The organism is Cellulomonas fimi ATCC 484, from assembly GCF_000212695.1.
Taxonomy (GTDB): domain Bacteria; phylum Actinomycetota; class Actinomycetes; order Actinomycetales; family Cellulomonadaceae; genus Cellulomonas; species Cellulomonas fimi.
The window spans coordinates 1,416,798-1,429,630 of the sequence record NC_015514.1 but is presented as its reverse complement, the minus strand read 5'-3'; the positions used below and the strand labels follow the sequence as shown (position 1 = coordinate 1,429,630).

The 12,833-nt window shown below is 76.0% G+C and carries 9 protein-coding genes; 4 read left to right on the top strand and 5 right to left on the bottom strand.

Going from position 1 to position 12,833, the window contains the following annotated elements:
* The first annotated feature begins 54 nt into the window (after positions 1 to 54).
* Both CELF_RS06565 and CELF_RS19455 read left to right on the top strand, forming a co-directional pair.
* Positions 55 to 2,133 carry a CHAT domain-containing protein gene (locus tag CELF_RS06565; protein WP_013770469.1) on the top strand — a complete coding sequence of 693 codons (2,079 nt, stop codon included), beginning with the start codon at positions 55 to 57 and terminating at the stop codon, positions 2,131 to 2,133.
* A complete protein-coding gene (locus CELF_RS19455; RefSeq protein WP_013770468.1) occupies positions 2,118 to 5,732 on the top strand; it encodes an nSTAND1 domain-containing NTPase in 3,615 nt (1,204 codons plus the stop codon). Before CELF_RS06565 ends, CELF_RS19455 begins: the two co-directional genes overlap by 16 nt.
* Before the next feature lie 54 nt (positions 5,733 to 5,786).
* On the opposite strand, the gene CELF_RS06555 is transcribed toward CELF_RS19455, so the two are convergent.
* From CELF_RS06555 to CELF_RS06545, 3 genes are all read right to left on the bottom strand, one after another.
* The gene (locus tag CELF_RS06555) at positions 5,787 to 7,232 is read right to left on the bottom strand and encodes a hypothetical protein (RefSeq protein ID WP_013770467.1); all 1,446 of its coding nucleotides are present in this window, start codon (positions 7,230 to 7,232) and stop codon (positions 5,787 to 5,789) included.
* 30 nt (positions 7,233 to 7,262) lie between these two features.
* Complete coding sequence (locus tag CELF_RS06550; RefSeq protein ID WP_013770466.1) at positions 7,263 to 7,592, bottom strand: hypothetical protein; 330 nt, start codon at positions 7,590 to 7,592, stop codon at positions 7,263 to 7,265.
* A 152-nt stretch (positions 7,593 to 7,744) separates the two neighbouring features.
* Positions 7,745 to 8,257 (bottom strand): mycothiol transferase, encoded by a 513-nt coding sequence (locus CELF_RS06545; protein WP_013770465.1) that lies wholly within the window; start codon positions 8,255 to 8,257, stop codon positions 7,745 to 7,747.
* A 192-nt stretch (positions 8,258 to 8,449) separates the two neighbouring features.
* Here CELF_RS06545 and CELF_RS06540 point away from each other — a divergent pair, with 192 nt between their 5' ends.
* Positions 8,450 to 10,657: an esterase-like activity of phytase family protein gene (locus CELF_RS06540; RefSeq protein ID WP_013770464.1), complete on the top strand. Its 2,208-nt coding sequence runs from the start codon at positions 8,450 to 8,452 to the stop codon at positions 10,655 to 10,657.
* Positions 10,658 to 10,761: 104 nt separating this feature from the next.
* The gene (locus CELF_RS06535) at positions 10,762 to 11,232 is read left to right on the top strand and encodes an Hcp family type VI secretion system effector (protein WP_013770463.1); all 471 of its coding nucleotides are present in this window, start codon (positions 10,762 to 10,764) and stop codon (positions 11,230 to 11,232) included.
* Positions 11,233 to 11,241: 9 nt separating this feature from the next.
* On the opposite strand, the gene CELF_RS06530 is transcribed toward CELF_RS06535, so the two are convergent.
* Both CELF_RS06530 and rlmC read right to left on the bottom strand, forming a co-directional pair.
* A complete protein-coding gene (locus CELF_RS06530) occupies positions 11,242 to 11,568 on the bottom strand; it encodes a DUF1905 domain-containing protein (RefSeq protein ID WP_013770462.1) in 327 nt (108 codons plus the stop codon).
* A 47-nt stretch (positions 11,569 to 11,615) separates the two neighbouring features.
* On the bottom strand, positions 11,616 to 12,743 hold the full coding sequence (rlmC, locus tag CELF_RS06525; RefSeq protein ID WP_013770461.1) for a 23S rRNA (uracil(747)-C(5))-methyltransferase RlmC: 1,128 nt from the start codon (positions 12,741 to 12,743) through the stop codon (positions 11,616 to 11,618).
* Positions 12,744 to 12,833 lie beyond the last annotated feature (90 nt).

Sequence of the window (12,833 nt, the reverse complement as noted above, 5' to 3'; positions counted from 1 at the left end):
GGTGAGAGGGCACCGAGGGGGCGCGGCGCCACGGCACTTCCCCGCGAGGGCGTCATGGGCGACTACGCCGATCTCGAGATCCAGCTCTACCGCAGGGACGACGTGACCTACGGCATCTGGCCCGTGCTGTCGCTCCCCGGCTCCGACGCCGACGTGCGCCTCGACGGCAGCGACGGCCGTTTCACCGCCCACCTCGACCCCGAGGCGTGGCGGGACCTCGACGCCGACGCGTACGGCCGCGCGCTCGGCGCTGGGCTGCTCGGGTCCGGCTTCGGGACGGCGTTCCGGCAGGCCGCCCAGACCGCCGCGAGCCACGGGGTGCGGCTGCGGGTCCGGCTCGTCGTCGACCCGTCCCCCGAGGCGGCGGTGCTGCACGGGGTGCGCTGGGAGACGCTGCGCGACCCGCAGGACGACCGGACGCTCCTGACGGACGAGAACGTGCTGTTCTCGCGGTTCCTCGGCAGCCGCGACTGGCGGCCCGTGCGCCCCCGACCGCGGGGCGACCTGCGCGCGCTCGTCGTGGTCGCGTCGCCGTCCGACGTGGGCGACTACCCGGCGCAGGGGGCCGCGCGCCTCGCGCCGCTCGACGTCGCTGCCGAGCTGGACCGCGCCCGGTCCGCGCTGGTCGGCCTCGACGTGACCGAGCTGCCCGGGTCCGCGTCCCCCACGGCCGAGCACGTGCTCGACGCGCTGCGCACCGGCTTCGACGTCGTCTACGTCGTGTGCCACGGCTACCTGCACCACCGCGAGCCGGTGCTGCTGCTCGAGGACGACGACGGCGCCGCCGCGCCGCTGCTGGGCAGCGACCTCGTGCAGCGCGTCCGGGAGCTGACCCGCACACCCGGCCTGGTGTTCCTCGCGTCGTGCCGCGGCGCGGGCGACGGCGAGGACGCGCGCTCGGCGGACGCGGGCGTGCTCGCGGCGCTCGGCCCCCGGCTCGCCGCGGCCGGCGTGCCCGCGGTCGTCGCGATGCAGGGCGACGTGACGATGGCGACGGCCGCCGCCTTCTCGACGGCGTTCTTCCGCAGCCTCGACGACGACGGCCTCGTCGACCGGGCGTGCGCGGTGGGACGCGCCGCGGTGCGGGACCGGCACGACTGGTGGGTGCCGACGCTGTTCATGCGGCTGCGCAGCGGGCGCATGTGGTACGAGCCGGGCGGGCCGCGCGGGACGGTGTTCGAGAAGTGGCCCTCGCTCGTGCGCGCGATCGAGACGGGCCGCTGCACGCCCGTCATCGGCCCCGGGATCAGCGACGTGCTGCTCGGCTCCCGGCAGGAGATCGCGCGCGCGTGGGCGAGCCGCTACCGGTTCCCGATGGCGCCCCACAACCGGGAGAGCCTCCCGCAGGTCGCGCAGTACCTCGCCATCAACCAGAACCGCTGGTTCCCGCACTCCGAGCTCGAGCACCACGTCCGGCGCACCCTGCTGGAGCGGTTCGGTGACGAGATCCCCGAGCCGCTGCGCGCCCCGACGGCGCCCATCGAGGACGTGCTGTCCGCCGGGTGGAACGCGTTGCGGTCGCGCGGCTCGGTCGAGCCGTACTCGGTGCTCGCGAGCCTCACCGCGCCCGTCTACGTCACGACGCAGCCGACCCGCCTGCTCGCCGACGCGCTGCGCGCCGCGGGCAAGGACCCGCAGATCGAGCTGTGCCAGTGGAACGACGACTTCGTGTGGGAGGAGTCGGTCTACGCCCGCGAGCCCGGGTTCCGGCCGACCGTCGAACGGCCGCTCGTCTACCACCTGCTGGGGCTGCTCGACGTGCCCGAGTCGCTCGTGCTGACCGAGGACAACTACTTCGACTACCTCATCGGCGTCACGCAGAACCGCGAGCTGGTCCCCGAGTGCGTGCGCGGCGCGCTGACCCGGACCGCGCTGATGTTCGTCGGCTTCCGGCTCGACGAGTGGGACTTCCGCGTGCTGTACCGCAGCGTCATGAGCTACGAGGGCAAGGCCGCGAACGGGCACAGCCACGTCGCGGTGCAGATCGACCCCGAGGAGGGCTCGACGAGCGACCCCGTGCGCGCACGCGCCTACCTCGAGGGGTACTTCCGCGAGGGGGCGCCCGTCAGCCTGTACTGGGGCAGCACCGAGGCGTTCGTCAAGGAGCTGCACGACCAGTGGGGGTCGCGGTGACCGACGTCCTGCCCGAGGTGCGCGCGCACCCGTACGTCGGGCCGCAGGCCTACCGGGCCGGCCAGCCGCTCTACGGCCGGGCCGTGGCGCTCGACCGGCTGTTCAACCTCGTCGTCGCCGAACGCGTCGTGCTGCTGCACTCCCCGTCGGGCGCCGGCAAGTCGTCGCTGCTCAACGCCGCCCTCATCCCCGCGCTCGACCGCGAAGGGCTCGAGGTGCTGCCCGTGATCCGCGTGAGCACGCCGCACGTCGCGACGATGCGCCCGGCGCCGCGCAACCGGTACCTCATGAGCACCCTGCTCTCGCTCGAGTCCGACGTGCCCGAGGAGGCGCAGGTCCCGATGGACCGCCTGCGCGACCTCACGCTCGCGCAGTACCTGCGGCAACGCCCGGACCGCGACGGCGTGCCCGGCAACGAGGTGCTCGTCTTCGACCAGTTCGAGGAGGTGCTCAGCCTCGACCCGACCGACGACGACGTGAAGCGGGAGTTCTTCGCGCAGGTCGGCGAGGCGCTGCGCGAGCACCGGCTGTGGGCGGTGTTCGCGATCCGCGAGGACCACCTCGCCGCGCTCGAGCCCTACCTGCGCGTCGTGCCGACGCGCCTGCGCACCCGCTACCGGCTCGACCTGCTCACGGCCGAGGAGGCGTACGAGGCCGTGGTGAGCCCGGCCCGCGACGCGGGCGTGGAGTTCCGGCCCGAGGCCGCGCACGCGCTCGTCGACGACCTGCGCCAGGTCCGTGCGCAGCGGCTCGACGGCGCGGTCGACGTCCTCGGCCGCTACGTCGAGCCCGTGCAGCTGCAGCTCGCGTGCACCACCATCTGGGACCGCCGCGACCCGGCGTCGACGGAGATCACCGCGGCGGACGGGGTGGCGGGCGCGTCCGTCGAGCAGGCGCTCACGGACTACTACGACGCGCGCGTCGGCGCGGCGGCGCGCGTCACCGGGGTGCGCGAGGACGTGATCCGCGACTGGTTCGAGCGCCGCCTGGTGACGCCGCAGGGTCTGCGCGGCCAGGTCCTGGAGGGTCCGCTCGGGTCCACCGAGCGCGACGCGCCCGTGCTGCGCGAGCTCGACCACCTGATCCGGCCCGAGACGCGCCGGCAGGCGACCTGGTACGAGCTGTCGCACGACCGGTTCATCGAGCCCGTGCGGCGCAGCAACGCGCGCTGGCGGGCGCAGCACCTGACGGGGTTCGAGCAGGCCGCGGCGCTGTGGGACGAGAACGGGCGGCAGCGCCGGCTGCTGCTCACGGGCCCGCACCTGGACTCGGCCCGGCAGGACGTCGCAGCCCGCCGCCGCGTGATGCAGCCGCACGAGCAGGCGTTCCTCGAGGCCTCCCTCGCGCTCGACGCGGACCGCCGCCGCGAGCGCCGCCGCCGACGCTGGACGCAGGTCCTCGCCGTGGCGCTCGCGGTGCTGCTCGTCGCCGCGGTCGCGCTGTTCGGCCAGACGCGGCGGCTGCTGGGCCGCGCGCAGCTCGACGAGCGGCAGCAGCGGGAGCTCTTCACGGCCGTCTCGGACCTGGACCAGGACGCGGGCAGCGCCGCCCGCACGGCCGTCGATCTGGCCCGCGCCGACCTCGCTCGTGACGAGGCCCTGCGCGACAACACCCGCGACCTGCTCCACCTCGCCGCGACGACGACACCGGTGACGGCCGTGCTCCCCGCCGACGCGCCGGTGCTCGGCGCGGTGCAGTCGGCGGGCGGGTCCCGCGTACTGACCGTCGGTGCGACGACGGCCGACCTGTGGTCGCGCGGCGAGGACCCGGCGGGCCGGCCGGGCTTCGCGCACGTCGGCACGGTCGTCGCCGGCGAGGGCGAGGTCGTCGCGTTCGACGTGAGCCGCGACGGGCGCACGGCCGCCGTGGTCCTCGACGACGGCACGGTCGTCGTCCGGCACGAGGCCGGCGCCGGTGCCGACGCGCGCGTCACCCGGTGGCCGACGCCGGTCGGGGCCGTCGACCTCGTCGTGTCCGCCGACGGGGCCCGGCTCGCGACGGTGGGCCCGGGCGCTGCCGTGACGGTCTGGGCGGTGGAGGCGGCACGCCGCCCCGACGGCCACCGCGTGCTCGACGCGGACGTCGCCGGGCAGGAGGCCCGCACCGCCGCGTTCCGGCCCGACGGGCGCGTCCTGGCCACCGCGGACGAGGACGGCGTGCTGCGCCTGTGGGACCTCGACGCGGGCCGGCCCGTCGCCGACGTGCCGACGGACGGCTCGGAGCCGGCACTCGTGCGGTTCGGCACGGACGGCACCACGATCGGGACCGCGGGCGCGTCGGGCGCGTCGGTGTGGGACGTCGCGACCGGCACGCTGCTCGGGTCGGTCACGGACGCCGCCGCAGGGTCGTTCGCGCACGGGCCGGACCTGTCCACGGTGGTGGCGGCCACCCGGTGGGGCGAGGTGCGCTCCTACGACGCGCGGACGGGCGCCCGCCTCGGCCGGGCGTACCTGCCCGGCACCGACCTGGGGGTCGCGGCCGTGGACGAGGCGTCGCCCGAGCAGGCGCTCGTGGTGCCCGTCGGCGGGAGGGCCGCGCTCTGGCAGCTCCAGGCGGACGTCGACCCGCAGCAGGTCGACGTCTCGGGCGGCGTCGCGTACCGCGTGCGCGCCGACGGCACGGTCGTGCGCAGCTCGACCGCGGACCTCGCCGACGCGACCGCGGTCGTGGCGCCCGGACCGCTGTGGGCGTTCGACGCCGACGAGGCGGGCGGTGCGGTCGTGACCGTGACGGAGGACGGCGCCGTGCAGGTCTGGGACACCGCGACCGGCGGCCTGCGGCACGCGGAGCCGCCCGCGGCGCTGGTGGACGACGCGAGCGTCGCGGCCGGCCGGCTCGCGCTCGTCGCGGACGACGGCGTGCGCGCGGTCGACGTCGCCTCCGGCACACCGCTCGCCGCCGCCCCGCTGCCGGCGGGCGCGCTCGCCGCGGTCGTCGAGCTCACGCCGGACGGAGGGGCTGCGGTCGTCGGCTACCGCGAGGCCCTGCCCGTGCCCGAGCCACCCGACCCCCGTGACCGCGGCAGCGCCTCGCCCGGCCTCACGGCCGACGACGGTGCGCCGCCCGGCGCCGCTCCGCCGACGGCACCGCCGGCCGCGGTGCCGGGCACGCCGCCGCCCCCGCCCACCTCCGGGCGCGAGCGGGCGGAGGTCGGCGCGCTCGTGCCGCTCGACGGCGGCGACGCCGTGCCCCTGCGGATGCTCGTCCGGGAGGCGGACGCCCCGGCAGCCGTCGCGGTCGCCCCCGACGGCGCGCACGCGACGGTCGCGACCGCGCAGGGCGACCTCGCTGCCTTCGACCTCGCGTCGGGCGACCTGCTGTGGCAGCGCACCCTCCCGCACGGCCGGCCGCTCGCGGTGGCGTTCACGCCGGACGGGCTGCTCGTCGTGACGGGCGACCGGGGCGTCGACGTGCTGGACCTCACCGGCGACGGCGCGCTCGTCGCGGGCATCCCCGCGAACGAGTACCTCGACGTCGCGACGCTCGACGGCCGGGGCGGCACCGTGGTCGTGACGCTGTGGGGCGGAGCCGTCGTGGAGCTGCCGCTGGAGCCGGACGAGCTCGTCGAGCACCTGGACGCGCGGCTGCTCGACGAGTGACCCGGCGCCCACGGCGGGCGTCGCCCGCGGTCGGTGCGCCGCGCGCCGACACCCTCAGCGGGGCAGCAGCCCGCCCGCACCGGGCGGTGCCGCGCGCACCGCCGGGTCGCCGAGGACCACGAAGCCGCGCGCGTCGTGCACGGCGGTCCACAGCGCCACGAGGTCGGCGTCGGGGAACGGCCGACCGAGGCGTTCCGCGTCGGCGATCCGGTCGGTCAGGAGCGTCGCGAGGGCCGCGTAGCGGGAGGTGAGGACCTCGAGCGCGTGGCCGACGCGCAGGCCGTCGAGCAGGCCGAGCAGCGCACCGCTGAACGCGCCGACGTGCGCGACCGTGCTGCGCCACAGGAACGAGCACGACCACGTGCGGTCGACGTGCCCGACGAAGGCGAGCGCGCCGCCGTCCGGGTGGCCCAGCAGCCGGGCCGGCAGCGGTGCGGTGGCGGGCTCCGGGGCGATCTCGAGGGGCGCGGCGCCGGGTGCGTCCGGGTAGTCGCTCCAGCGCGGCGTGCCGGCGCCGAAGCACGCGAACGCGAGCACGACGCGCGGCCGCACGGGCACGCCCGCGACGACGTCGGCAGCCGCGAGGTACTGGGTGGGCGTCAGCGGACCCGCCTGCCGGACCGGGCCCGGCCAGTCCTGGCAGACGAGCGCACCGCCCAGCCCGAGCGCCGTGGCCTGCGGGCCGCCGATGCCGTGGCCCGCGGTGAACAGCACGTCCGGACCGTCGGGCTCGGACAGCACCCGCACGAGCGCGGCCTTGGTCGCCGCGTCGCCGGTGTCGCTGGCGACCGACCAGGCGGACGCCGTGGCCGCGAGCTCGTCCGCGAGCGGAGCGAGCAGGTGCCGCGAGCTGAGGTCGGTCGGCACGTCGTCGTCATGCCGTGGCCCGAACACGCGCACGGTGCGCCGCCGCTCGCCCGGCCCGGCACCGTCGCGGTCCTCCGCGGCGAGGACGGACGCCGCGTACGCGGCGTACGCGTCGGCGCGGGGCAGGTCGAGCCGCCCGACCGCGTGCACGACGCCGAGCTGGTACTGCAGCGCGAACGGCAGCCCGGACGGGCCGCCGACGAGCAGCAGGTAGTACGGGACGAGGCGCGGGTCCACGACGTGCGGGAGGGCGCCGTACCGCAGCAGCAGCTCGTCGGCGCTCTCCCCGGGCAGCACCTCGAGGTGCCGGAACCGGTCGCCGGCCTGCGCGCGCCGCCGCGCGACCAGCGGCTCGAGCGCGGCGAGCACCGCCGGGTCGAGGCCGGGGGCCGTGACGAGCCCCCAGCCGACCGAGGCCAGGTCCTGCGGGTCGAAGCCGACCGCCACGCCGAGGTGCCGCTCGTCGTCACGCGTACGGCGCCGCAGCCGGCGTGCGTCCGGCGGCGGCGCCGCGGTCCCGCGCAGGGCGTCGGCGATCTCGCCGAGGGTGCGCGGAGGCGTCAGGTACGTGCCCGTGGCGACGTCGAGACCGTCCGCCACGAGCAGGTCGGCGCGTCCCGGGCCGGCGTCCATGCCTCCCCCTGTCCCGGTCGCGCGCGTCGGTCAGCTGGAGGTGCCACCGTCCGGCGTGCACGAGATGACGAAGCTGATGTCCTTGTCGAACGAGTGCGTCGTGCCGTACGGGTCGGCGTCGACGACGGAGTAGGTCGTGCCGGTCTTGACGACGACGAACGCGACGCCGTCGGGGACCGTCCAGCTCATGGTGCCGTCACCGAGCTCGACCTTCGTACACGTGTAGACGCCGTTCTCCCAGTTCGCGGGGTTGTTCCACGCCGGGTCGACCGCGCTCCTGGCGGCGGCCGGCGAGGCGAGCAGGGCGAGGGCGGTTCCGGCGACCGCGGTGGCGGCCAGCAGGCGGGCGGTGCGTGACATCGTCGTCTCCTTGGGGGTGCTGCGTTGCGGAGGACCCGACCGGACCGCCCCCTGCCCGTTTCGCCGGACTTGTCCTGCTGCCCACGGTAGGACGGGGTCGCCGGTCGCAGGAACCCCGGCGAGGCGATCTCACCCGCGCGCCGGGCGGACCGTCAGCGACCCCGCCGGTCCCACAGCCCGCGGACGTAGGCCGCCTGCCCCGCGTGCTGGACGTCGTCGTCGACGATGCTGACGAGCCGGACGCCGAGCGTCACGGGCGGGTCCCACGCCTCGTCGACGACCCGGTCGAGGTCGGCGGGCTCCAGCCGGCGCAGGTACGCGACCGTCTGGGCGGCGACGTCGTCGTAGTAGCCGAGCAGGAGGTCGGCGGGCACGTCGACGGCGGCCACGTCCTGCGCGGACTGCCCGTAGCCGGTCGCGCCGTCGCGGAACGGCAGCCCGAACCGCTGCGCCCACCCGCGGGCGGTCCACACCTGCTCGACGCCGGCCAGGTCCGCGACCTGCGCGTCCTGGCCGCGCGACGCGTGCCACACGAGCCAGGCGACGGAGTTCGCCCCCGGGTCCGGCCGGTACGTCAGCCCGCCCCGGTCGAGCCCGTCGACGGCCGCGTGCAGCACGGGCCCGACGCGCCCCAGCGCCTCGACGAGCAGATCGGCGACGTCCATGCCCACCTCCGGGGGTCGGCCGCCGCGGGCCGGCGGCACCGCCTCGACGCTAGCGACGCGGGCGCGGACCCGCCCGGGCAGCGACGCGCCCGGCGCGCACGCTCCTCGGCGCGGCGGTGCGTTACCCGAGCCGACACGCGACGTCGACCATCCGGACATGCGGGGGCCAACCGGGCAGGGTCTGCTGGCCCCATGCGAACTCGTCGCGCGCTCGCGCTCGCCCTCGTCGCCGTCACCGCCGCACTGGGCGGCACCGCCGCCGCCCTGCCTGCCGCGGCGGGCGACCAGCCCTCCCACGGCCCGTCGAACCGCGGGCCCGCCCTCGTCTCGCGGGCCACGCTCTCCGCCGACTTCCTCGCGGACGGGCCGCCGTCGGGCGCCGCCGCGACACCGGCGAACGGCCGCACCGGACCGTTCGCCGGCCAGGTGATCCCGGGTTTCTCGGGCGCGCTCGACAACGGCGACGGCACGTTCTGGGGCCTGCCCGACAACGGCTTCGGCAGCAAGGCGAACTCCGCCGACTTCCTCCTGCGGCTGTACCTCGTGACGCCCGACTGGGCGTCGGGGCAGATCCAGGTGGGCCGGCACGTGCAGCTGCGCGACCCCGACGGGCACGTCGACTTCGCGCTCACGCGCCCCGACCGGCTGCTCACCGGCGCCGACTTCGACGTCGAGTCGGTGCAGCGTGCCGCCGACGGGACGCTGTGGGTCGGCGAGGAGTTCGGGCCGTTCCTGCTGCACTTCTCCGCCGACGGCGTGCTCCTGTCGCCGCCGGTCGCCTTCCCCGACGGCAGGTCGCCCGCGAACCCGTACCTGGCGCCGGGCGAGACGCCCCGCGTCGGCAGCAGCCGCGGCTTCGAGGCGCTCGCGATGTCGTCCGACGGCCGCCGCCTGTACCCCGTGGTCGAGGGTGCGTTCACGGACGACCCGCAGCAGCGCCGCCGCTGGGTGTACGAGTTCGACACGCGGACGCAGACGTACACGGGCCGCACGTGGCAGTACGAGACCGACGCGACCGCGAACGTCGTCGGCGACGCGCAGTGGGTCGGCAAGGACCGGCTGTGGCTCGTCGAGCGGGACGACCACGAGGGGGCCGCGGCCGTCACCAAGCGCGTCTACGAGGTGGACCTGCGCCGCACGGACCGCGACGGCTACGCGCCCAAGACGCTCGTGCTCGACGCCCTGCGCATCGCCGACCCGGACGGCGTGAGCGCAGGCGGCGGCTACGGCACGGGTGAGACGTTCGCCTTCCCGGTGCAGTCGTTCGAGACGATCGTGCCGCTCGGGCGCGACCGCGTGCTGCTCGCGAACGACACCAACTACCCGGGCAACGCCGCCCGGGTGCCGGGGACGCCGGACGCGACCGAGATGGTCGTGGTCGACCTGCGCGGCGCACGGCTCGCGAAGCCGGACGACACGCTCGTCGTCGGCCACCGCGGCGCCTCCGGGTACCGGCCCGAGCACACCCTCGCCGCGTACGAGACGGCGATCCTGCAGTGCGCGGACTACATCGAGCCCGACCTCGTGAGCACCAAGGACGGCGTGCTCGTCGCGCGGCACGAGAACGAGATCGGCGGCACGACCGACGTCGCGGCCCGCCCGGAGTTCGCGGACCGGCGCACCACGAAGAGCGTCGACGGCGTGAGCCTGACCGGCTGGTTCACGGAGGACTTCACGCTCGCCGAGCTGCGGACGCTGCGCGCCAAGGAGCGCATCCCCGCGGTCCGCCCGGCGAACACCGCGTTCGACGGGAAGTACCAGGTGCCCACGTTCGACGAGGTCCTGGACCTCGCGCGGCACTCGCGCACGTGCTCGGGCGAGCCCGTCGGGGTCTACCCCGAGACCAAGCACCCGACGTACTTCGACGGCCTCGGCCTGTCCCTCGAGGAGCCGCTGCTCGCCGACCTCGCCGCGAACGGCTTCGACGGGCGCAAGGCACCCGTCGTCATCCAGAGCTTCGAGACGGCGAACCTGCGCGAGCTGTCCACCCGCACGAGGCTCCCCCTCGCGCAGCTCGTCAACTGCTCCGGGCAGCCGTGGGACCTCGCGGTCGCCGGCGACCCCCGCACCTACGCCGACCTCGTCACGCGGGCCGGTCTGCGTGAGGTCGCCCGGTACGCCGACGGCATCGGCGCCTGTAAGGACGTGCTCATCCCGCGCGACGCCTCGGGGGCGCTGCTCGCGCCGTCGCCGGTGATCCGCGACGCGCACCGCGCGGGCCTCACGGTGCACGGCTGGACGTTCCGGGCCGAGAACCAGTTCCTGCCCACGCAGTTCCGGGTCGGCACCGACCCGGTCGCGCACGGCGACCTCACGGGTGAGATCCGCACGTTCCTGCGCGCGGGGATGGACGGCTTCTTCACGGACTTCCCGGACGTCGGGGCGGCCGCCGCACGCTGACCGGCCACGACGCAGCGAGGCCCCGGGCACGTGTCCCCGGGGCCTCGCTGCGTCGGCGGGCCCGGGTGCAGACTCGGCGGTGACGCCGTCGTCGGGAGGACGCCATGGCCACGCACGCGTACCTGCGGATCGAGTCCGTCGTCGGTGGCTGCACCGACCGGCACCACGAGGGCTGGATCGAGGTCCGGTCGTTCACGTGGTCGGAGACCTCGGGGGCCGGCGCAGGAGGCCACGCGGCGGTGTCCGGCCGGGTCACGGCCAGCCCGCTCGTGGTGACCGCGGACGTGAGCGTCGCCTCGCCCCGGCTCGTCGCCGCGTGCGCGCGCAACGAGCGGTTCGACGTCGCGGAGCTCGAGGTCGTGCAGGCGGGCGAGGACACGGCGCGGCCGTTCGTGCGCTGGCGTCTGGAGGACGTCGTGGTGTCCGGCTACGCGGTGGCCGCCGAGGACTTCCTGCCCGTCGACACGGTCACGCTGCGGTTCGGGACGCTGCGGTTCGAGGTCGTGCCGCTGCGGCCCGACGGCTCCCCCGGCGCGCCCGTCACGGCCGAGGTCGACTTCACGCGCCCGGGCTGAGCGTGCGGGTCAGCCGCCGAGGTCGACGTCGACGAGCTCGAGGCGCAGCCGGACGGTGTCGCCCACGTCCACCGACTCCGCGCGGCGCACCGCCTTCTTCAGGGGCAGCACGAACGTGCGCGCCTCGTCGTCGGGGAACACCGACGTGCGCCACACCGATCCGCCCAGGGTGACCTCGACCCGGACCGAGCCGAACCCGCGCGTCACGCCGCCCGCGACCTCCAGCACGTCGTCCGCGACGTCCGTCGGCAGGCTCGCGAACACCCACGAGTCGGCCTTGCGGGCGTCCCAGCGCCACAGCGGCGCGTCGAACTCGTACGTGGGCCGCTCGCTCATGCGCGCATCGTCCCAGCCCGGTCCGACATCGTCCGTGCCCCGCCGCGTCAGGCGCGCTCGAGCAGCGTGACGACCTCGTAGTGCGTGGTCTGCGGGAACATGTCGAGCACCCGGCCGCGCACGGGGCGCAGCGACGGCATCGCCGCGAGGTCGCGCGCGAGCGACTGCGCGTTGCACGACGAGTACACGACCCGCCCGACGCCCGACCGGTCGAGCCAGCCGGCGAGGTCCGCGCCGATGCCGCGCCGCGGCGGGTTGACGACGACGAGGTCGGGCACGTCCCGCGGCGCGGCGCGCAGCGCGAAGGCCGTCGCGTCGTCGGCGTGGAACGTGGTGCGCGCGAGGCCCGCGTCGCGTGCCGTGAGGGTCGCGCTCGCGACGGCCTCGCCGGACGTCTCGACGCCGACGACGTCGCGGGTCCCGTCGGCGACGTGCAGCGCGAAGCCGCCGACGCCGCAGTACAGGTCCCACACGGACGCCGGCGCGGCGTCGTCGACCCACGTGGCGGCCTGCCGGTACAGCGCGGCGGCGACGTCGGTGTTGGTCTGGAAGAAGCTCTGGGGGCGCAGGTGCAGGTCGAGGCCGTTGACGCGCATCCGCAGCGTCTCGTCGTCGGTCAGCAGGATCTCGCGCGGACCCTCGAGCACGGCCTTGTGCTCGGGCTGCAGGTTGACGGACGCGACGACGAGCCGCGGGAGCTGCGCGCGCAGCCACGGCAGGTGCTTGCGCAGGCGCGCGACGGCCTCCTGCGAGCGCAGCACGAACCGCACCATGAGCTCGCCGTCCGGCGACTGCGTGACGAGCAGGTGCTTGAGCTCGCCGCGGCGGGCGGGCACGTCGTAGGGCTCGAGGCGGGCGCGCGTGACGAACGCGGCGAGCACGGGGAACGTCGCGGCGAGCGACGCCGGGTACAGGCCGCAGTCCTGCAGGTCGACGCCCGCGCCCGCCGCGTCGAGGATGCCGAGCGTGGGGTCGTCGACGGTGCCACCGACGACCATCTTCGCCTTGTTGCGGAAGCCGCTCTCGGGGCTCGCGACGGGGTCGAGCCAGGTGAGGTCGTGCGCCGCGAGCAGCTCGGCGCACAGCGACTGCTTGGCGGCGAGCTGGTGCGCGTAGGGGCGGCCCATCCACGCGCAGGACAGGCATCGCCCTGCGTCGTAGGAGGAGCACTGCACGGTCGTCCAGCCTACGGCGCGTGTATCTGTGGCGTGCGTCACACCTCTTGCGTGTGCAGGGGGCGCAGTCGGTCGTGGCGCACGGGCGGG

What these genes read in the sequence shown, in the direction of transcription:
- CELF_RS06550 (WP_013770466.1), bottom strand. Translation starts at nt 7,592, where the DNA reads ATGTCACGCACCGCCCGCCTGCTGGCCGCCACCGCGGTCGCCGGAACC.
- CELF_RS06530 (WP_013770462.1), bottom strand. Translation starts at nt 11,568, where the DNA reads ATGAGCGAGCGGCCCACGTACGAGTTCGACGCGCCGCTGTGGCGCTGG.
- CELF_RS06545 (WP_013770465.1), bottom strand. Translation starts at nt 8,257, where the DNA reads ATGGACGTCGCCGATCTGCTCGTCGAGGCGCTGGGGCGCGTCGGGCCC.
- CELF_RS06555 (WP_013770467.1), bottom strand. Translation starts at nt 7,232, where the DNA reads ATGGACGCCGGCCCGGGACGCGCCGACCTGCTCGTGGCGGACGGTCTC.
- CELF_RS06565 (WP_013770469.1), top strand. Translation starts at nt 55, where the DNA reads ATGGGCGACTACGCCGATCTCGAGATCCAGCTCTACCGCAGGGACGAC.
- CELF_RS06540 (WP_013770464.1), top strand. Translation starts at nt 8,450, where the DNA reads ATGCGAACTCGTCGCGCGCTCGCGCTCGCCCTCGTCGCCGTCACCGCC.
- CELF_RS06535 (WP_013770463.1), top strand. Translation starts at nt 10,762, where the DNA reads ATGGCCACGCACGCGTACCTGCGGATCGAGTCCGTCGTCGGTGGCTGC.